This is a genomic window from Enterobacter sp. 198 (genome assembly GCF_009025585.1).
Taxonomy (GTDB): domain Bacteria; phylum Pseudomonadota; class Gammaproteobacteria; order Enterobacterales; family Enterobacteriaceae; genus Enterobacter; species Enterobacter ludwigii.
In genome coordinates, this window is the sequence record NZ_WCIM01000007.1 from 56314 (window position 1) to 75949 (window position 19636).

18 protein-coding genes are annotated in these 19636 nt (G+C 57.3%); 11 read left to right on the top strand and 7 right to left on the bottom strand.

What is annotated here, in order from left to right:
- Positions 1-130 precede the first annotated feature (130 nt).
- The 4 genes from rhaB to rhaM all read left to right on the top strand — a co-directional run bounded on the left by rhaB (position 131) and on the right by rhaM (position 4137).
- Complete coding sequence (gene rhaB / locus F8561_RS02200; protein ID WP_151887095.1) at positions 131-1600, top strand: rhamnulokinase; 1470 nt, start codon at positions 131-133, stop codon at positions 1598-1600.
- On the top strand, positions 1597-2856 hold the full coding sequence (gene rhaA / locus F8561_RS02205) for an L-rhamnose isomerase (RefSeq protein ID WP_020883965.1): 1260 nt from the start codon (positions 1597-1599) through the stop codon (positions 2854-2856). Before rhaB ends, rhaA begins: the two co-directional genes overlap by 4 nt.
- A 108-nt stretch (positions 2857-2964) precedes the next feature.
- Positions 2965-3795 carry a rhamnulose-1-phosphate aldolase gene (gene rhaD / locus F8561_RS02210; RefSeq protein ID WP_014172220.1) on the top strand — a complete coding sequence of 277 codons (831 nt, stop codon included), beginning with the start codon at positions 2965-2967 and terminating at the stop codon, positions 3793-3795.
- Between the two features lie 27 nt (positions 3796-3822).
- Entirely contained in the window at positions 3823-4137 is a 315-nt protein-coding gene (gene rhaM / locus F8561_RS02215) for an L-rhamnose mutarotase (protein ID WP_032679248.1), read from the top strand.
- A 36-nt stretch (positions 4138-4173) separates the two neighbouring features.
- On the opposite strand, the gene F8561_RS02220 is transcribed toward rhaM, so the two are convergent.
- From F8561_RS02220 to F8561_RS02235, 4 genes are all read right to left on the bottom strand, one after another.
- Entirely contained in the window at positions 4174-5439 is a 1266-nt protein-coding gene (locus F8561_RS02220) for an MFS transporter (protein ID WP_151887096.1), read from the bottom strand.
- A gap of 44 nt (positions 5440-5483) precedes the next feature.
- Complete coding sequence (locus F8561_RS02225) at positions 5484-7607, bottom strand: alpha-galactosidase (protein ID WP_151887097.1); 2124 nt, start codon at positions 7605-7607, stop codon at positions 5484-5486.
- A gap of 104 nt (positions 7608-7711) precedes the next feature.
- Entirely contained in the window at positions 7712-8707 is a 996-nt protein-coding gene (locus tag F8561_RS02230; protein ID WP_014172224.1) for a substrate-binding domain-containing protein, read from the bottom strand.
- Between the two features lie 17 nt (positions 8708-8724).
- On the bottom strand, positions 8725-9273 hold the full coding sequence (locus F8561_RS02235; protein WP_014172225.1) for a helix-turn-helix domain-containing protein: 549 nt from the start codon (positions 9271-9273) through the stop codon (positions 8725-8727).
- Between the two features lie 104 nt (positions 9274-9377).
- Here F8561_RS02235 and F8561_RS02240 point away from each other — a divergent pair, with 104 nt between their 5' ends.
- Positions 9378-10037, top strand: coding sequence for an AzlC family ABC transporter permease (locus F8561_RS02240; protein WP_149377057.1), 660 nt, complete (start codon positions 9378-9380; stop codon positions 10035-10037).
- On the top strand, positions 10037-10360 hold the full coding sequence (locus F8561_RS02245) for an AzlD domain-containing protein (protein ID WP_020883971.1): 324 nt from the start codon (positions 10037-10039) through the stop codon (positions 10358-10360). The genes F8561_RS02240 and F8561_RS02245 overlap by 1 nt, the downstream gene beginning before the upstream one ends.
- A 40-nt stretch (positions 10361-10400) precedes the next feature.
- On the opposite strand, the gene F8561_RS02250 is transcribed toward F8561_RS02245, so the two are convergent.
- Both F8561_RS02250 and fdhD read right to left on the bottom strand, forming a co-directional pair.
- Positions 10401-10613, bottom strand: a complete 213-nt coding sequence (locus tag F8561_RS02250) for a DUF1471 domain-containing protein (RefSeq protein ID WP_020883972.1) — start codon at positions 10611-10613, stop codon at positions 10401-10403.
- 114 nt (positions 10614-10727) lie between these two features.
- Positions 10728-11564: a formate dehydrogenase accessory sulfurtransferase FdhD gene (gene fdhD / locus F8561_RS02255; RefSeq protein WP_151712636.1), complete on the bottom strand. Its 837-nt coding sequence runs from the start codon at positions 11562-11564 to the stop codon at positions 10728-10730.
- A 383-nt stretch (positions 11565-11947) separates the two neighbouring features.
- On the opposite strand from fdhD, the gene fdnG reads away from it, so the two are divergent.
- The 5 genes from fdnG (at position 11948) to F8561_RS02280 (ending at position 18651) form a co-directional block, all read left to right on the top strand.
- Complete coding sequence (gene fdnG / locus F8561_RS02260; RefSeq protein WP_151887098.1) at positions 11948-14998, top strand: formate dehydrogenase-N subunit alpha; 3051 nt, start codon at positions 11948-11950, stop codon at positions 14996-14998.
- A 12-nt stretch (positions 14999-15010) separates the two neighbouring features.
- Complete coding sequence (gene fdxH / locus F8561_RS02265) at positions 15011-15913, top strand: formate dehydrogenase subunit beta (RefSeq protein ID WP_014172231.1); 903 nt, start codon at positions 15011-15013, stop codon at positions 15911-15913.
- Positions 15910-16545, top strand: coding sequence for a formate dehydrogenase cytochrome b556 subunit (fdoI, locus tag F8561_RS02270; protein ID WP_151887099.1), 636 nt, complete (start codon positions 15910-15912; stop codon positions 16543-16545). Before fdxH ends, fdoI begins: the two co-directional genes overlap by 4 nt.
- Positions 16542-17471 carry a formate dehydrogenase accessory protein FdhE gene (gene fdhE, locus F8561_RS02275; RefSeq protein ID WP_014172233.1) on the top strand — a complete coding sequence of 310 codons (930 nt, stop codon included), beginning with the start codon at positions 16542-16544 and terminating at the stop codon, positions 17469-17471. The genes fdoI and fdhE overlap by 4 nt, the downstream gene beginning before the upstream one ends.
- 265 nt (positions 17472-17736) lie before the next feature.
- The gene (locus tag F8561_RS02280) at positions 17737-18651 is read left to right on the top strand and encodes an alpha/beta hydrolase (RefSeq protein WP_151887100.1); all 915 of its coding nucleotides are present in this window, start codon (positions 17737-17739) and stop codon (positions 18649-18651) included.
- Positions 18652-18679: 28 nt separating this feature from the next.
- Here the strand turns inward: F8561_RS02280 and fabY are convergent, their stop codons facing one another.
- Complete coding sequence (gene fabY / locus F8561_RS02285; RefSeq protein ID WP_020883976.1) at positions 18680-19621, bottom strand: fatty acid biosynthesis protein FabY; 942 nt, start codon at positions 19619-19621, stop codon at positions 18680-18682.
- Positions 19622-19636 lie beyond the last annotated feature (15 nt).

Sequence of the window (19636 nt, forward strand, 5' to 3'; positions counted from 1 at the left end):
AAACTGTGAACTCCCTCACGTTCATCTTTGCTTTCTTGCCAGCCCCGGAAAACCGCTGTCACTGGCGAGAAGGTGGTGATGGGTTCCTTTTTTTACACTCACCGCTAATGACTTTAAGAAGGACACAACCATGACTTTTCGCCATTGCGTGGCTGTCGATCTCGGTGCATCCAGCGGCCGTGTAATGCTGGCCACTTATGACGGCAAGCGGCAGACGCTTTCGCTTCGCGAGATGCACCGCTTTGTTAACTGCCTGCAAAAGCAGGACGGCTGTGAGGTGTGGGATATCGACAGCCTTGAGGCAGCGATCCGCACCGGACTGCAGAAGGTCTGCGATGCGGGGATCCGTATCGACAGTATCGGCATCGATACCTGGGGCGTCGATTACGTCCTGCTGGACAGCAACGGTGAACGCGTCGGTTTGCCGATAGCCTATCGCGACAGCCGCACCGACGGCCTGATGGCGCGTGCGATTGCCGGGCTTGGCAAAGAGAATATTTATGGCCGCAGCGGCATTCAGTTCCTGCCATTCAATACGCTCTATCAACTGCGCGCGCTGATCGAACAGCAGCCGGCGCTGGTTTCCCGCGTGGCGCATGCACTGCTGATCCCGGACTACTTCAGCTACCGCCTGACCGGCAACATGAACTGGGAATACACCAACGCCACCACCACGCAACTGGTGAACATCAACTCCGATAACTGGGATGAACACCTGCTGGCCTGGACCGGGGCTTCCCCCTCCTGGTTCGGTACGCCGACGCATCCTGGCAATGTGATCGGGCAATGGATGTGCCCGCAGGGTAATGCGATCCCGGTGGTGGCGGTTGCGAGTCACGATACCGCCAGCGCCGTCATTGCGTCACCGCTTGCCGGTAACGACGCCGCCTACCTCTCTTCCGGGACCTGGTCGCTGATGGGCTTTGAGAGCAAAACTCCCTACACCAGCGATGCCGCGCTGGCCGCGAACATCACCAACGAAGGCGGTGCCGAAGGGCGCTACCGCGTGCTGAAGAACATCATGGGTCTGTGGCTGCTCCAGCGAGTACTAAAAGAGCAAAACATTACCGACCTGCCCGCGCTTATTGCCGACACGGAAAGACTGAAAGCCTGCAGTTTCCTGATCAATCCCAATGATGACCGCTTTATCAACCCGGCGGACATGAGCGCCGAAATCCAGGCCGCCTGCGTCGACGCCGGGCAGCCCGTGCCATCGAAACCGGCAGAGCTGGCACGCTGTATTTTCGACAGCCTCGCCCTGCTGTATGCCGAGATCCTGAGCGAGCTGGCCGACCTTCGTGGCCGGCCGTTCACTCAGCTGCATATTGTCGGCGGCGGCTGCCAGAACCAGCTTCTGAACCAGCTCTGCGCCGATGCCTGCGGGATCACCGTGGTGGCGGGCCCGATTGAAGCGTCGACGCTCGGCAATATTGGCATTCAGCTCATGACCCTGGACGAACTCGCCAGCGTGGACGATTTCCGCACGGTGGTCTCGGCGAACGCCACGCTGACCACGTTCATCCCCAATCCCTGCCATGAAATTGCCCGCTATCGGGCGCAGTTTCAGCAAAACCGACTGACTAAGGAGCTTTGCGCATGACCACTCAACTTGAACAAGCCTGGGACCTGGCTAAACAGCGTTACGCCGCCGTCGGCGTGGATGTCGATGAGGCGCTGCGCCAGCTCGATCGTCTGCCGGTCTCCATGCACTGCTGGCAGGGCGACGACGTTGCCGGTTTTGAAAACCCGGGCGGCTCGCTGACAGGGGGCATTCAGGCCACCGGCAACTATCCGGGCAAAGCGCGTAACGCCACCGAGCTGCGCGCCGACCTGGAGCTGGCGCTGAGCCTGATCCCGGGGCCTAAGCGGCTGAACCTGCATGCTATCTATCTGGAATCTGACACGCCGGTCGCGCGTAACGAGATCAAACCTGCGCATTTTAAAAACTGGGTAGCGTGGGCGAAAGCCAACCAGCTGGGCCTGGATTTCAACCCATCCTGCTTCTCGCACCCGCTGAGCGCCGACGGTTTTACCCTTGCCCACGCGAACGACGACATCCGCCAGTTCTGGATTGACCACGTAAAAGCCAGCCGCCGCGTCTCCGCGTACTTTGGCGAGCAGCTCGGCACGCCGTCGGTGATGAACATCTGGATCCCGGACGGCATGAAAGACATCACCGTTGACCGTCTGGCCCCGCGTCAACGCCTGCTGGCGGCGCTGGATGAAGCCATCAGCGAAAAACTGAACCCGGCGCACCACATCGACGCCGTAGAGAGCAAGCTGTTCGGTATTGGTGCGGAAAGCTACACCGTGGGCTCGAACGAGTTTTACATGGGGTACGCCACCAGCCGCCAGACCGCGCTGTGCCTGGATGCCGGCCACTTCCACCCGACGGAGGTGATCTCCGACAAAATCTCCGCCGCTATGCTCTACGTACCCCGCCTGCTGCTGCACGTGAGCCGTCCCGTACGCTGGGACAGCGACCACGTGGTACTGCTGGATGACGAAACCCAGGCCATTGCCAGCGAAATCATTCGCCACGATTTGTTTGACCGCGTGCACATTGGCCTCGACTTCTTTGATGCCTCCATCAACCGCATCGCGGCCTGGGTGATTGGCACCCGCAACATGAAAAAAGCCCTGCTGCGTGCGCTGCTGGAGCCCACCAGCGCCCTGAAGCAGCTGGAAGAGAACGGCGATTACACCGCGCGCCTGGTGCTGCTGGAAGAGCAGAAAACCCTGCCATGGCAGGCGGTGTGGGAGATGTACTGCCAGCGTAACGACACCCCAGCGGGCAGTCAGTGGCTGGATAACGTGCGGATGTATGAGAAAGACGTGCTGAGTCAGCGCGGATAAATATGCCCTCACCCTCTTCCTGTGGAAGAGGCCACTTTTACCCCCTCTCCCTGTGTGAGAGGGCCGGGGTGAGGGAAACGCTCACCGCGATCACGGGAATGAAACACTATGCAGACCATCACTAACGCCTGGTTCGTCCAGGGCATGATTAAAGCCACCTCCGACGCCTGGCTGAAAGGTTGGGACGAGCGCAATGGCGGTAACCTGACGCTGCGCCTGGATGATGCCGACATTGAACCGTTCGCCGCCGAGTTCCATCAGAAGCCGCGCTATATCGCCCTGAGCCAGCCAATGCCGCAGCTCGCCAGTACGCCGTTTATCGTCACCGGTTCCGGCAAATTCTTCCGTAACGTGCAGCTCGACCCGCAGGCCAACCTCGGGGTGGTGAGAGTGGACAGCGACGGCGCAGGCTATCACATCCTCTGGGGGCTGACGGACGATGCAGTGCCCACGTCTGAACTCCCGGCGCACTTCCTCTCTCACTGTGAGCGTATCAAGGCAACCCACGGCAAAGACCGGGTGATCATGCACTGTCACGCCACTAACCTGATAGCCCTGACCTACGTGCTGGAAAACAGTAGTGATTACCTCACGCGGAAGCTGTGGGAAGGCAGCACCGAATGTCTGGTGGTCTTCCCCGACGGGGTCGGCATTCTGCCGTGGATGGTGCCGGGTACCGACGAAATCGGCCAGGCCACCGCCATCGAAATGCAGTCACACTCCCTGGTGCTGTGGCCGTTCCACGGGGTATTCGGCAGCGGGCCGACGCTCGACGAAACGTTTGGTCTGATTGATACCGCCGAGAAGTCCGCCGAGGTGCTGGTGAAGGTCCTGTCGATGGGCGGCATGAAGCAGACCATCACCCGGGAAGAGCTGATAGCACTCGGTAAACGCTTTGGCGTCACGCCGATGCAGTCGGCACTGGATTTGTACCCATAGCGGCCCGCGAAAGCGGCTGGAGGCATGATGATCCGCAAAGCATTTGTGATGCAGGTGAACCCTGACGCGCACGACGAGTACGCGCGTCGCCATAACCCCATCTGGCCAGAGCTGGAGGCGGTACTAAAAGACCACGGTGCGCACCACTACGCTATCTATCTCGATGAGGCGCGTAACCTGCTGTTTGCGAGCGTTGAAATTGAATCGGAAGCGCGCTGGAACGCGGTGGCAAAGACCGACGTTTGTCAGCGCTGGTGGAAATACATGGGTGAGGTAATGCCCTCGAACCCCGACAACAGCCCGGTGAGTGCCGAACTAAAAGCGGTGTTTTACCTGCCCTAAGCGTTAACGCTGCCGCATCCGCGGCAGCGTCCTGCGTTAGTTTGCCTCCACCGCAGCGCGCCGCGCCGCAATCTCCTGCTTACTGCTCAGCGTAAAGGCCGAGATCACCGTAATTGCCAGTACAAAACAGCCCAGCATCAGGTAGGTCTCCTGGAAACCGATCCGGTCATACATATTCCCGGCGAAAGCAGAGAGGAAAATCGCCGCCGACTGTTTGGAAAACTGGAAGCCAATCAGATAGATAGTGGCCGACAGACGGGTATCGAACACGCCGGTGATGTATTTGAACGCCCCCACCAGCAGGAACGGAACCTCCAGCGCGTGCAGCATCTTCAGGGCAATGACCTCCACCGCGGTGGTGGCGAACGACGAGCCGATAATGCGCGTCGCCATAATCAGCCCGGCAATCAGCAGCGTATTCTTCGCGCCGATACGGTTGATGATCCACGGCGAGCAGAACATGATGATCGCGTTGCAAATTTCCCCCGCCGTGGTGGCAAAACCAAAGGCTCGCGTTCCCTCCTGCGGCGTTGCGAAGAAGGTTTTAAAGAAGGTGGCAAACTGCTGGTCAAAAACGTCATACACGCAGGCCACACCGATGACGTACAGAATGAACATCCACATTCTGCGCTGACGGAACAGGTTAAAGACCGTCCTGGCGGTGATCTGCGGCTGGTTGGCCCCCAGCGCATTCATCACCTGCGCAGTCTGGTTTGGCTTCGGTTTCGCAACCACCAGCAACAGCATCAGCAGCAGCGCAGCCGCTGATCCCATCCAGAAGACATACGACGGGTCGATGCCAAACAGAATACCGCCCGTTGAAGCGCACAGCCCCCAGCCGAGACAGCCGAACATGCGCGCCTTGCCGTATTCAAACACGCTGTTACGGCTCACGCGTTCGATGTAGGCCTCAATCGCGCCTGAACCTGCGGAGAAGACAAAACCGATGTACAGACCGCCGCTCAATGCCCCCAGCCAGATACTGGTTTTCAGCAGTGGCGCAAAGACATACAGGAAGAACGGCGCGAACAGAAACAGCAGCACCGTGATAATCCACAGCAGGTGTTTTTTCAGCCCCAGCTTATCCGAAATGACCCCAAGCACGGGCTGGAAGGCGATGGCCGAAAGCGAGATACAGGAGAATACGATCCCGGTATGGGTTTTGTTCAGGCCGATGACATCCGACAGCCAGATCGGCAGAAACGGAAAGCAGGTGGCCATAATGAAGAAGTAGAGAAAGAAGAACAGCCCGAAGATCCAGAAGTTAGGGTTGTCTTTGTGGGTACAGGTTGTTGTGTTCATTATTTTTATCCTCAACGGAGGGCCAGTCTCCCGGCCCATCACCCTTACACGCGTTCAACGCCAATCAGAATGGCGGTTTCCGGGTCCAGAATCGGCAGTGCGATCCCCGCCTGCATCAGCCACTCACCGCTGGCCGTCTGGGACGTTTCCATCCACGCCGGTAGCTTGCGCATGGTGTGCCCGCCCTCACCGGTGAGTCGAATGTTGGGGTGGTCGAGCAGCGTGATGCGGTACTGCGCCTGCGCGTCGAGCCCCGGCATGCGCAGCGGCATCATGAGCGTGTAATCCGGCATGGCCAGTTGGCTGACCATAAACAACCCCTGCGTTTTGTCTTCACTCACTATACCCTGCGCCAGCGTGCTGGCATCCGGCATATCCACGCGCCACTGGGTACCGTGATGGATGACTTCCCGCCACTGCTTGTGCAGCGCAGCGTAATGGCGATAGCCTTCACGCTCCTGAGCATCGACGGTGAGCGGATCAAGCTCCAGTCCCATGTGGCCAAACAGTGCCGTCAGGCCGCGGAAAGCAATGCTGTGCTGGCGGAAGGTGGCGTGACATTTATGATGACCGATATGCGCGCCCATCACTTCCGGCGGGAAGAAGTAGCTCATGCCACGCTGGATGGTATTGCGCTCCAGCGCGTCGTTATTATCAGAGGCCCAGAAGCGGTGGCTGCGGGTCAGGACTTCATAGTCGATTCGCCCGCCGCCCGAGGAGCAGGACTCAAATTCAATGTGCGGGAAACGCTCGCCCAGCACGTCTAACAGACGATAAAACTGCCGCGTCTGCGCATCCGCGGCGGCTTTGCCGTGGTGCCCGGGCTGTACCAGTTCGCGGTTCATATCCCACTTAACGTAGTCGATGGCATGTTCGCCCAGCAGCCAGCTCATCCGCTCGACCAGATAATCAAAAGCCTGCGGAATATTCAGGTTGAGCACCAGTTGATGACGGCCCGTAGCCTGGGTGTAGCCCGGCAGCGCCAGCACCCAGTCGGGATGGGCACGATACAGATCTGAGTCCGGGTTAATCATCTCCGGCTCAATCCAGATACCAAATTCCATGCCGCGCTTTTTCACATGGTTAATCACCGGCGTCAGCCCGTCCGGGTATTTTTTCTCGTCCAGGTACCAGTCACCCAGCGCCGCGTGGTCATCGTTACGGCCTTTGAACCAGCCGTCGTCGATGATAAAACGCTCTACGCCCAGCGCCGCAGCCTCATCGGCCATGCGCATGATGTACGCCGGGTCATGGCTGAAGTAGATCCCCTCCCAGGTATTGAGATGTACCGGGCGCGGTTTGTTTTCAGGGAAGCGGATAACGTTGTCGCGCAGATACCGGTGGAACGACTGGCTCATGCCGTTCAGACCCCGTGCGGAGTAGCTCGCATACAGACGTGGTGTCCAGAGCGTTTCCCCCTCTTCAATCGCCATTTCTCCCGGCAGGTAGAGGGCTTCGGCCTGCAGATAGCGGCGTCCGTCGGTTTTGACTTCCGCACGCAGGCGGTGGTTGCCGCTCCAGCCCAGATGCACGCCCCAGACGTCGCCGTGCATTTCGTTAAATGAGGACGTACCGGCGATCAGCGCCGGGAAGTGTTCGTGAGAGGTCCTGCCGCGGCGGTTTTCAATCACAACGCTGCCGTGTTCAAGCTTCACGCGATGCGGCTGGAACTCACGGATCCAGCGTCCGTGGAACGCCATCACGTCCTGCGCGCGTTCAGCGACCGGTAGCGTCACGGCGAAACGATCAACCTGCCACGCCTGCGCCCGTAGGTTAGTTAAACCGTGACGCACCACCAGTACCCCGCTTGCATCCAGTGCCAGCTCGCTGGTCAGACGCAACCCGGCATGTTCATCTTCCGCCGTTAAGGTCAGGGTTTGCCCCTCGTGCTGCACATGGGTGGTTTTAAAGACAGGCGACCCGTCCAGTCCCTGGCGGTGCCCTTCAATACCGGGCGAACCAAACAGACCGTGTCCCAGCTCCGCCATCAGCGTCACCGGGGCGTCAACGTCGAGCCTGCCGTTCGCCACAGGACGAGCCAGACTTACCACATCTTGCGGTGAAAAGTGGTGAAGGTGCGGCCCCCAGTAGAGAATTTCGGCGAACGGGTGCGTGGTTATCACCAGGTCAACCGCCTTACTTTCGAGTCGAAAAATGGAATCGTGCATCAGACCTCTCCTGTCATCGGGATGATCTGAGTGTTGATCCGAAACGTTTCGGATACAAACCAAAACGTTTCGGATCTGTGATCGGCTTTGGAATTTTGCTGTGTTTAGGCCGTCTGGCCCGGGAAGAACTCTGGCTGCCAGAGCACCTGAAGCTGAGCGATATCGTCGCCGTTAATCAACTGACGCACCATGTCAGCGATCTGTTTCCCGACACCCTGGCGGGTGGACTGAATAACCGCCGCCACATCAACATCGACAATGCTGTCCTGCGGTAAGCCGTCGTAAACCACCAGCGAAACGGCGTTTTCACCGCAGAGAAGACCCCGCTGCGCCAGCGCCATGGCCGCGCCGTCGCCGTGAGTGTTGCAGTCGGTAATGATGGCCGTGGGGGGCTGCGGCAGGGAGAGAAGTTCATTCGTCGTGGCGTAACCCACGCGGCGCGAAGGCGGCATGGCGCGCAGCCATTCGCTGGATAACCCGGCTTCGCGTAGCGCATCCAGATAACCCTGGCGGCGCTGGGTGATGAAGGCCTGATTGTTGCTTTCACCCAGCAAGGCGATGCGGCGATGCCCCTTTTCAATCAGCCAGCGGGTGGCATTGTACGTGCCGGCATAGTTGTCGAAATCAAACCACGCATAGGGCTGCGGCAGCTGGCTGCGCCCGAGCGCGAGAAAGGGAAAACCGGCGGCCTGAAGCTGTTCCAGGCGCGGGTCATGATCCAGCGTGTGCGCCACAATCAGCGCATCCACGCGACGACTTTGCACCATACGCATATAGCTGTGCTTGTCCGCCAGATCGTCATCGGCAATCAGCAGGAGATCGATTTCATGTCGCGCCAGTTCGTGGCTAATTTCGCCGACCATGTCCATAAAGACGCTGTTATTGAGCGGAACAGGATGCACCGGAAAAACCAGACCCACGGCGTCGATTTTGCCCATCTTCAGGCGACGCGCGAAGGTGTTTGGCCGGTAGCCACGGCGCTGAGCCTCCGCTTCGACGCGGGCGCGCGTCTCGCGGGAGACATCGTCATACCCGTTAAGGGCGCGGCTGACGGTGGTAACAGACAGCCCCAGTTCTTTGGCAATGGCTTTAAGCGACATGATTTTCCGTATCTGCGTTAATTTTGTTCAGCCACCAGAAGCGCGTGCGTATCCGGCTCCAGGGCCTTAAAGATATGCGGCTGGTCAGCGGGATAGCAAATGTAATCCCCCGGGCCAAGCTCTTCCGCCGCATCGATCAGACCAACCAGCGCTCTACCCTGCGTCACAATAATATGCTCCACTGAGCCTGCCGGATGTGGCTGAGAAATGCGGTCGGCACCCGGCTGGGTGAGTAACAGGTAGATGTCACGACGCGCGCCCGGCGGGCACGCCGCCAGCAAAATGGCTTCATAGTTAGCCTGTCCGGCAACCACCTTCGTTCCTTCTCCACGGCGGATCACCTGAGTGGTCGGCTGCTGCGGTTCGAGCAAACGGGCAAAAGGAATGTCCAGCGCCACACAGAGTGACCAGAGCGTCTCCAGGCTGGGATTCCCGTTGCCGGACTCCAGCTGCGACAGCGTGGATTTAGCGATCCCGGCACGGCGCGCGATTTCCGCCAGTGAAAGTCCGGTTCGCAGGCGTTCGCGCACCAGACTTTTAGCGATCACGCTGATTGGCTGCGTCATAAAAACGGCCCCTTTGTTCTATAAATCGAACGAATCGTTCGTCTTGAAAAACGGCTCTGATGCGTTCATTATAATGGAAATACGTTCGATATGGCTAAAATTGTATGAAGCATCCTCTCTCAACCCTGAAAGGCGACACGATAAAAGCAATCATCCTGGTGTGTCTCGCGGTAGGCGTCGTCGGGATGTCCTATGGCTCGCTGGCAATGGCCTACGGTTTCCCGGTCTGGGTCCCGTTTTTACTCTCTATTACCGTGCTGGCGGGTGCCTCTGAATTTATGTTTATCGGCATTGTGGCAAGCGGCGGTAACCCTCTGGCAGCGGCGGCTGCCGGATTACTGGTTAATGCACGTCATGTACCGTTTGGAGTGACGGTGCGTGAACTGGTGGGTAAACGTGGCCTGAGTTTTCTGGGTTGCCACATTATGAACGACGAAAGCGTGGTGTTCGGGTTGTCGCAAAAAACGCCCGAACAGCGTAAGGCGGCATACTGGCTATGCGGTTTAGGCGTGGCGATCGTCTGGCCGCTGGGTACATTGCTGGGCACCATGGTTGGCAAACTGTTGCCGGACCTTGAAACCATCGGGCTGGATGCGGTATTCCCGGCGATTTTACTGGCGTTAGTGGTGCCGGCTTTTAAAAATCGCACCACCCTGATCCGCGCCTGCAGCGGTGCTGCATTGTCACTGGCCGCCGTGCCGTTTGCCCCGGTGGGTTTACCGGTTCTGCTCTCTTTACTCGGTCTTGCTGCGAGGAAAAAATAATGGGGAATATGACGGTCTTTATTCTCGGTATCGCCCTTCTTTCTGTGGGAACCTATTTAATGCGTCTCGGCGGGGCAAAACTCGGCAACCGACTGGCGCTGTCAGACCGCTCTCAGGCTCTGCTTTCAGATGCGGCAACGGTTTTGCTGTTTTCCGTCGCGCTGGCGACCACCTTCTATGAAGGTGAGCATTTTGCCGGTATGGCGCGCGTACTGGGCGTGGCGTTTGCAGTGTTTCTGGCATGGCGAAAAATGCCGTTAATTGTGGTGATCGTGGCGGCTGCGGTTGTGACTGCATTGCTGCGTCTGGCGGGTATCCAATAAAAAAAGCGCCCCTGGGGCGCTCTTTCGACGGTGTGGCAGCTTATTTGTTCAGTTCAGCGGTCATGTGTACGCGGTTACCCGTAAACGCCTGGGTAATTTTGTAAGATGACGCGCCCGCTTCCTGAGCCTGTGCAGCAATTTTGGCTTCTGCGCCATCAATGGTAGTGGCGGTTGCGGTCACAGTCTGTGCAGCGAAAGAACCGAAAGATGTAGCCAGAGCGATTACTGCGACAAAAGTTTTGATGCTTTTCATGATATAAACCCTTTCAATTAGTTGTTTGTTTAAGGCACCGTGCCTTGATGAGATAAATAGTAGACCTCATCATGAACAACTAAAAGCGGAAGGATTTGCTATTCTTTTTCAAATTTACTGATTAACTATTAATCGCTGCGGATGGGTATAAATCGTCGCCCTTCCCGGCTTACAGAACCCCACCAGCGTCAGGTTACAGCGCTCCGCTACTTCCACCGCCAGCGTGGTCGCGGCCGATACGGCAAAAAGGATTTCAACGCCGCACATCGCCGATTTTTGCACCATCTCGTAGCTGGCGCGGCTGGAGACCAGTGCCGCCCCCTGCTGCCAGAGTTCGCTTTCACGCGCCCGGCGGCCCATCAGTTTATCCAGCGCCACATGGCGGCCGACATCCTCATGCCCCCCGGCAATATCGCCCGATGGCAGAACCCATGCCGCCGCATGCGTGCATCCGCTCAGCTGGCCGACAGGTTGCACGTCATTCAGATGTTCAAGGGCATGGTCGAGATGGGCCAGATTGAAGGTCTGGGTAAACGGCAGAGGTGCGACAGGCTTACCGATATCATTGAGCTGCTCTACCCCGCAAACCCCGCATCCGGTACGCCCGGCCAGCGCGCGTCGCCGCTCTTTGAGCCCCATAAACCGGCGGCTTGAGAGTTCGATTTGCACTTCAAGGCCGTTGCAGACCTTCACCACATCCATGCCGTAAATTTCTTGCGGGTGCTCAATGATGCCTTCCGAGAGGGAAAAGCCAATCGCGAACAGCTCCAGATCTTTCGGCGAGGCCATCATCACCACATGGGAAATACCGTTGTAAACCAGAGCAACGGGCACTTCCTCCGCCAGAAAATCAGGCGTGGTGTGGGTAATGTGGGGCGGTCTGTGTACCGACAGTTCCACGATACCGGCAGGGAGTGGCGACGAGTGGGTAACACGGTTTTGTTTAGACACAGCGGTATTCCTGAACAACCACGGAGGTGAGCCTGCTATTGCATCACAAACCGCAGGCCATACGCATAGTATGGATCAACTTTTCAGCACCCATCCTCATCAAGTTTACCTACTCATTTGGGAGAGGCGCAACCGAGGCGGTGATACAGCCCTTTAACATGCCGGGGCAATAATGTGACTCGTGTCACACTTTATAATCAACACAGTGATAATACGTTCACTTTGTATTAACGCCATTGGAACAGGCGTACCGACATTGTGGTATTCTGATGATATCCCTCGTAGAACTGAGGGATTAACGCAAATTTTTCTCCTTTGCGGTCACCGTTCAACCGCGAAGTCAAAACTACATATGTAAGCAATGTCGAAACAAGGAGTGACCCATGCAGGTCAGCAGAAGGCAGTTCTTTAAGATCTGCGCTGGCGGTATGGCAGGCACCACGGCGGCGGCACTGGGTTTTGCACCCGGTGTAGCGCTGGCGGAGACGCGGCAATATAAACTGCTGCGCACCCGTGAAACCCGTAATACCTGTACGTACTGCTCTGTCGGTTGCGGGCTGTTGATGTATAGCCTCGGCGACGGTGCTAAAAACGCCAAAGCGTCTATCTTCCATATCGAAGGTGACCCGGACCATCCGGTCAACCGCGGTGCGCTGTGCCCGAAAGGTGCCGGCCTGGTTGACTTTATCCACTCCGAAAGCCGCCTGAAATTCCCTGAATATCGTGCGCCAGGTTCCGATAAATGGCAGCAAATCAGCTGGGAAGACGCATTTGACCGCATCGCTAAACTGATTAAAGAAGACCGCGATGCCAACTTTATTGCGAAGAACGCTGAAGGCGTCACCGTCAACCGCTGGCTCTCCACCGGGATGCTGTGTGCGTCTGCTTCCAGTAACGAAACCGGCTATTTAACCCAGAAATTTACGCGTGCACTCGGTATGCTCGCGGTCGACAACCAGGCGCGTGTCTGACACGGACCAACGGTAGCAAGTCTTGCTCCAACATTTGGTCGCGGTGCGATGACCAACCACTGGGTCGACATCAAGAACGCCAACCTTATTGTGGTGATGGGCGGTAACGCCGCTGAAGCGCACCCTGTCGGGTTCCGCTGGGCGATGGAAGCCAAAATCCACAACGGTGCGAAACTGATTGTGATCGATCCCCGCTTTACGCGTACTGCGTCAGTGGCGGATTTCTACACCCCTATTCGTTCAGGTACTGACATCACTTTCCTGTCAGGCGTATTGCTGTACCTGATGACCAACGAAAAATATAACCGCGAATACACCGAAGCCTATACCAACGCCAGCCTGATCGTGCGTGAGGATTACCACTTCAAAGATGGACTGTTCAGCGGTTATGACGCCGAAAAACGCAAATACGACAAGACCAGCTGGAACTATGAGCTGGACGAGAAAGGCTTTGCGAAGCGTGATACGACGCTGCAGCATCCGCGCTGCGTGTGGAACCTGCTGAAAGAGCACGTTTCCCGCTACACGCCGGACGTTGTCGAAAACATCTGTGGTACGCCGAAGGAAGACTTCCTGAAGGTGTGCGAGCTTATCGCCGAAACCAGCGCGAAAGACAAAACGGCGTCGTTCCTCTACGCGCTCGGCTGGACCCAACACTCTGTCGGCGCGCAGAACATCCGTACCATGGCGATGGTTCAGCTGCTGCTCGGCAACATGGGGATGGCTGGCGGCGGCGTGAACGCCCTGCGTGGTCACTCCAACATTCAGGGTCTGACCGACCTTGGTCTGCTGTCTCAAAGCCTGCCAGGTTACATGAACCTGCCAAGCGAAAAACAGACCGACCTGCAAACCTACCTCACAGCCAGCACGCCTAAACCGCTGCTCGAAGGTCAGGTGAACTACTGGGGCAACTATCCGAAGTTCTTCGTCTCGATGATGAAAGCCTTCTTCGGTGACAAAGCGACAGCAGAAAACAGCTGGGGCTTTGACTGGCTGCCGAAGTGGGACAAAGGTTACGACGTTCTGCAGTACTTCGAGATGATGCATCAGGGCAAGGTGAATGGCTATCTGTGCCAGGGCTTTAACCCGGTCGCCTCATTCCCGAACAAGAACAAGGTGGTTGAATCGCTGTCGAAACTGAAGTTCCTGGTGACGATTGACCCACTCAACACCGAGACGTCGACCTTCTGGCAGAACCACGGTGAGTCGAATGACGTTGACCCATCGAAGATTCAGACTGAAGTGTTCCGTCTGCCTTCTACCTGCTTCGCGGAAGAGAACGGTTCCATCGTGAACTCTGGCCGCTGGCTGCAGTGGCACTGGAAAGGCGCGGACGCCCCGGGCATCGCCATGAACGACGGCGAGATCCTGGCCGGTATCTTCTTACGCCTGCGTAAGATGTATGCGGCAGAAGGCGGTGCGAACCCGGAACCGGTGCTGAACATGACCTGGAACTACTCGACGCCGGAAAACCCAGCGCCGGAAGAAGTGGCGATGGAGAGCAACGGTAAAGCGCTGGCAGATGTTATCGACCCGGCTACCGGGACGGTGCTGGCGAAGAAAGGCGATCAGCTCAGTACCTTCGCGCACCTGCGTGATGACGGCACGACCGCCAGTGGCTGCTGGATCTTTGCCGGTAGCTGGACGCCGAAAGGTAACCAGATGGCCAACCGCGATAATGCTGACCCGTCAGGTCTCGGCAATACGCTGGGCTGGGCCTGGGCATGGCCGCTGAACCGCCGCATTCTATACAACCGTGCTTCCGCTGACCCGCAGGGTAATCCGTGGGATCCGAAGCGTCAGTTGCTGAAATGGGACGGCGCGAAATGGGGCGGTGTGGATATTCCGGACTACAGTACTGCCCCTCCAGGCAGCGATGTCGGGCCGTTTATCATGCAGCCTGAAGGGATGGGACGCCTGTTTGCTATCGATAAGATGGCGGAAGGGCCATTCCCGGAACACTACGAGCCGTTTGAGACGCCGCTGGGCACCAACCCGCTGCACCCGAACGTGGTCTCTAACCCGGCAGCCCGCATCTTTAAGGGCGATTTCGACGCGCTGGGTAAAAAAGACAAGTTCCCGTATGTGGGCACCACTTACCGTCTGACCGAACACTTCCACTACTGGACCAAGCACGCGCTGCTTAACGCTATCGCGCAGCCGGAACAGTTTGTGGAGATCGGCGAGAAGCTGGCGAACAAGCTCGGTATTGCCCATGGCGATACCGTGAAGGTCTCTTCTAACCGTGGCTACATCAAGGCCAAGGCGGTGGTGACCAAGCGTATTCGCACGCTGAACGTTCACGGTCAGCAGGTGGATACCATCGGTATTCCGATTCACTGGGGTTATGAGGGCGTGGCGAAGAAAGGGTTCATTGCGAACACCCTGACGCCGTTCGTCGGTGATGCGAACACGCAGACACCGGAGTTTAAGGCCTTCCTCGTGAACGTGGAAAAGGTGTAACGGAGACGACTTATGGCTTATCAATCTCAAGACATTATCCGTCGTTCCGCGACTAACGGTTTCACGCCCGCGCCTCAGGCGCGGGACCACCAGCAGGAAGTGGCGAAGCTTATCGATGTGACCACCTGTATCGGCTGTAAAGCCTGCCAGGTGGCCTGTTCTGAGTGGAACGACCTCCGTGATGAAGTGGGTCACAACGTCGGGGTGTACGACAACCCGGCTGACCTGACCGCCAAGTCCTGGACGGTGATGCGTTTCTCGGAAGTGGAACAGAACGACAAACTGGAATGGCTTATCCGCAAAGACGGCTGTATGCACTGTGCGGATCCGGGCTGCCTGAAGGCATGTCCGTCAGAAGGGGCTATCATTCAGTATGCTAACGGTATCGTCGACTTCCAGTCCGAGCAGTGCATTGGCTGCGGCTACTGCATAGCGGGCTGCCCGTTCGATGTCCCTCGCATGAACCCGGAAGACAACCGCGTCTACAAATGCACGCTGTGCGTAGACCGCGTAAACGTCGGCCAGGAGCCTGCGTGCGTGAAAACCTGTCCGACGGGCGCTATCCACTTTGGCTCCAAAGAGGATATGAAAACGCTGGCGGCTGAACGCGTGGGCGAACTGAAAACCCGTGGCTACGACAACGCAGGCCTGTACGATCCGGCCGGCGTGGGCGGCACGCACGTGATGTATGTGCTGCACCACGCAGACAAGCCGAATCTGTATCACGGCCTGCCGGAGAACCCGGAAATCAGCGCGACCGTGAAGTTCTGGAAAGGCATCTGGAAACCACTGGCAGCGGTGGGTTTTGCTGCCACCTTCGCAGCGAGCATCTTCCACTATGTCGGTGTCGGTCCGAACCGCGCGGAAGAGGAAGACGACAACCTGCATGAAGAGAAAGACGAGGTGCGCAAATGAAAAAACGTGACACCATCGTGCGCTATACCGCGCCGGAACGCATCAACCACTGGGTCACCGCCTTCTGCTTCATGCTGGCGGCGATAAGCGGGCTGGGGTTCTTCTTCCCCTCCTTCAACTGGCTGATGCAGATCATGGGGACACCACAGCTGGCGCGTATACTGCACCCGTTTGTTGGCGTCATCATGTTCGCGTCGTTCATCATCATGTTTTTCCGATACTGGCACCATAACCTAATCAATCGGGATGATATCTTTTGGGCGAAGAATATTCGTAAGATCGTCGTCAACGAGGAAGTGGGTGATACCGGGCGTTATAACTTCGGCCAGAAGTGCGTATTCTGGGCGGCGATTATCTTCCTGGTCCTGTTGCTGGTGAGCGGCGTGATCATCTGGCGTCCGTATTTTGCGCCTGCTTTCTCAATCCCGGTGATCCGATTCGCGCTGATGCTGCATTCATTTGCCGCAGTGGCGTTAATTGTGGTTATCATGGTGCATATTTACGCCGCCCTTTGGGTGAAAGGCACCATTACCGCGATGATGGAAGGCTGGGTAACCAGTACGTGGGCGAAGAAACATCACCCGCGCTGGTACCGAGAGGTCCGCCAGAAACAGGAAAAGTCATCTGAATGAGTATTCGCATAATCCCGCAAGATGAGCTGGGTTCGAGCGAGAAACGCACGGCGGATTATATTCCGCCGTTGTTATTCCCCAGACTCAAGAACCTCTATAACCGCCGCGCAGAGCGTCTGCGCGAGCTGGCAGAGAACAACCCACTGGGCGATTTTCTGCGTTTTGCCGCGCTGGTTGCCCATGCGCAGGAAGTGGTGCTATACGACCACCCGCTGCAAATTGACCTGACCGCGCGCATCAAAGAGGCCAGCGAGCAGGGTAAGCCTCCGCTGGATATCCACGTTCTGCCGCGCGATAAGCACTGGCATACGCTGCTGCACTCCCTGATTGCCGAGCTGAAACCCGAGATGAGCGGTACCGCGCTGGCGGTCATTGAGAATCTGGAAAAAGCCTCCGATCAGGAGCTGGAAGAGATGGCGAGCGCGCTGTTTGCGTCCGATTTCTCCCTGGTCAGCAGCGATAAAGCGCCGTTCATCTGGGCGGCGTTGTCGCTTTACTGGGCGCAAATGGCCAGCCTGATCCCGGGTAAAGCCCGCGCCGAATACGGCGAAGCGCGTCAATTCTGCCCGGTATGCGGCTCAATGCCGGTGTCCAGCATGGTGCAGATCGGTACCACTCAGGGGCTGCGTTATCTGCACTGCAACCTGTGTGAAACCGAGTGGCACGTGGTGCGCATTAAATGCAGCAACTGCGAACAGACGCGCGATCTCAACTACTGGTCGCTGGAAAATGAAGACGCGGCGGTCAAAGCTGAAAGCTGCGGTGACTGCGGTACCTACCTGAAGATCCTTTATCAGGAAAAAGACCCGAAAGTCGAAGCCGTCGCCGACGATCTCGCCTCGCTGATTCTGGACGCCAAAATGGAGCAAGAGGGCTTTGCCCGCAGCTCTATTAACCCGTTCCTGTTCCCGGGTGAAGGGGAGTAATCCCCACTCACAGTGCCGGGCAACGTTGGTTTGCCCGGCCTGTATCTGGTTGACTGAAACATCCTCGCCTTCCTCTCGCATATCTTCCAGCATCACTGTGCAGGCAAACTACACGTGCGTGATTCAGGACTAAAGCCAAATTTAATATCCATGTTTATTTTTGCGAGCCGCTTTCCAGAATCGTTTTCAGCCTCATTTTCCCTGTTTCACTCGACAACAAACTGAGTTATAACACTGTATATTCATACAGATTAAAGGGACCCACATGGCACTCGAAAAAGGGATTGATACGCTGGTTCAGGCGTTCATCGCAGCAGGACGCCCTTCTGCGCGTAGCCAAAGTATTGATGACCGGAGAGCAGGCTATATTGCCAGCACGGCGCTTGCCGGTGAGACAGAAACGCGCGTTGACGTAGAGACGCTGAACCTCGAAGGCATCACATATCGCGTCTTCTCTCCGCCAGATGCTGCTGAAAAGCTGCCGACCGTTATCTACTACCACGGGGGATGCTTCATAAGCGGCGGCTTCGATACTCACGATAATCAACTGCGCCAGTTAGCGTTTTATGGCAACTGCCGCGTCATTGCGATCCAGTACAGACTTGCTCCTGAACATACCTACCCTGCCGCCCATGATGATGCAGAAAGAGGCGCACATCTGGTCTGGCAATACGCGGATATGTTTGGCGTGGATAAAAACCGTATCACCCTGTGCGGGGACAGCGCAGGAGGCCATCTGGCACTGGTGACGGCCCTGCGGCTCACGTCTTCCGGACTCTGGCAGCCTGCGCAGCTCATTCTTATCTACCCGATGCTGGATGCCACGGCCTATTTTGAAAGTTATACCCGTAACGGCACGGATTACGTCATCACCCGCGATACGCTGCTGAGCGGATATGAGCTCTATCTGGCCCACACGGAACGCCAGCATCCTGAAGCGAGCCCGCTCTGGCGGAAGGATTTTAGCGGCCTGCCTCCCGTGCACATCATTACTGCCGAGTTTGATCCGCTTTGCGACGAAGGTGAGGCGCTATATCAGCGCCTGACTGAGCAAGGCGTCACGTGTACGGCTCAGCGGTGGCTGGGGGTTATCCATGGATTTTTCCAGCTTGGCGGGGTCAGCCCGTCTGCGCGCGATCTTCTAAGGGATATTGCCAGACGGATCGGCGCGGGGAATTAACCCGGCAATCATGCCGGGACGACGGAACCTACTCTTCTTCGTTTCCACCCTCTTCAAACGCGCCAAACGGCTTCGCAGGAAGAACGATGTAGGTACCTTCAAAGACGGCACCCGGCGTTTCATCGCCGAACAGCTCAACGCGCATCTGTACGCGCGCTTTACGCCCGCGCGCCAGGCGGTCGAGATCGCCACCAAGTGCGCCAAGATCGGCAACGGCGCTCGGCTTACCACTGATCGGCGCGCTGTAACGAATATGGGCATCGGCCAGAATAATGGTGCCGCCAAGATGGCGTTCGCGGAGCATCAGCCAGATAAGCCCCCAGCCGGTCAGCGTGGCGAGCGAAAACAGGCTGCCGGCAAACAGGGTGTGATGGGGGTTCTGATTGCCGATTTCCGGCATGGTGGTAATGAATTTTTGCCCGGTGTACTGCTGAATACGCACGCCCATTTTTTCACTCAGGGGAATGTGCTGATACCAGGCCTGCTGGAGCTGCCCACACCAGTCAGCTCGATGGAGAATATCGTCCAGCGTAGCGATGGGTTTGATCATCAAAAAGTGACGAATCGGCGTGGTTTGCGGGGCGGTGATTTCCCCCTGGTTAACAAAACCGAGTTTGGCGAAGAATTCGACGGCGTCTTCGCGGGCGCTACAGGTGACGCGCTTAACCCCTTCCTGACGGGCGACAGACTCAAGGGTCATCGCCATCAAGGTGCCGAGGCCTTTATCCTGCACGGAAGGATGAACCGCCATAAAGCGGATTGAAGCTTCGTTATCGGCATTGATGTACAAACGCCCAACGGCGACGAGGTTACCCTCTTCGTCCATCACCATCTGGTGATGAGCCATCGCATCCCAGGCGTCGCGCTCAGACCCTTTTGGCTGATGTAATGGCTTGCGTAACATTTCCCAGCGGAACTGGTAATAGGCTTCTAACTCTTCTTCCGTTTGCGGTACTCGAAGGTGATACATAGCTGTACTCTCTCT

Bases quoted from the DNA above. Each gene is read 5' to 3' on its own strand.
- rhaM (WP_032679248.1), top strand. From the start codon at position 3,823: ATGATCCGCAAAGCATTTGTGATGCAGGTGAACCCTGACGCGCACGAC.
- F8561_RS02225 (WP_151887097.1), bottom strand. From the start codon at position 7,607: ATGCACGATTCCATTTTTCGACTCGAAAGTAAGGCGGTTGACCTGGTG.
- rhaB (WP_151887095.1), top strand. From the start codon at position 131: ATGACTTTTCGCCATTGCGTGGCTGTCGATCTCGGTGCATCCAGCGGC.
- F8561_RS02280 (WP_151887100.1), top strand. From the start codon at position 17,737: ATGGCACTCGAAAAAGGGATTGATACGCTGGTTCAGGCGTTCATCGCA.
- rhaD (WP_014172220.1), top strand. From the start codon at position 2,965: ATGCAGACCATCACTAACGCCTGGTTCGTCCAGGGCATGATTAAAGCC.
- fdxH (WP_014172231.1), top strand. From the start codon at position 15,011: ATGGCTTATCAATCTCAAGACATTATCCGTCGTTCCGCGACTAACGGT.
- F8561_RS02250 (WP_020883972.1), bottom strand. From the start codon at position 10,613: ATGAAAAGCATCAAAACTTTTGTCGCAGTAATCGCTCTGGCTACATCT.
- F8561_RS02240 (WP_149377057.1), top strand. From the start codon at position 9,378: ATGAAGCATCCTCTCTCAACCCTGAAAGGCGACACGATAAAAGCAATC.
- fdhE (WP_014172233.1), top strand. From the start codon at position 16,542: ATGAGTATTCGCATAATCCCGCAAGATGAGCTGGGTTCGAGCGAGAAA.
- F8561_RS02245 (WP_020883971.1), top strand. From the start codon at position 10,037: ATGGGGAATATGACGGTCTTTATTCTCGGTATCGCCCTTCTTTCTGTG.
- F8561_RS02235 (WP_014172225.1), bottom strand. From the start codon at position 9,273: ATGACGCAGCCAATCAGCGTGATCGCTAAAAGTCTGGTGCGCGAACGC.
- F8561_RS02230 (WP_014172224.1), bottom strand. From the start codon at position 8,707: ATGTCGCTTAAAGCCATTGCCAAAGAACTGGGGCTGTCTGTTACCACC.
- rhaA (WP_020883965.1), top strand. From the start codon at position 1,597: ATGACCACTCAACTTGAACAAGCCTGGGACCTGGCTAAACAGCGTTAC.
- F8561_RS02220 (WP_151887096.1), bottom strand. From the start codon at position 5,439: ATGAACACAACAACCTGTACCCACAAAGACAACCCTAACTTCTGGATC.
- fabY (WP_020883976.1), bottom strand. From the start codon at position 19,621: ATGTATCACCTTCGAGTACCGCAAACGGAAGAAGAGTTAGAAGCCTAT.
- fdoI (WP_151887099.1), top strand. From the start codon at position 15,910: ATGAAAAAACGTGACACCATCGTGCGCTATACCGCGCCGGAACGCATC.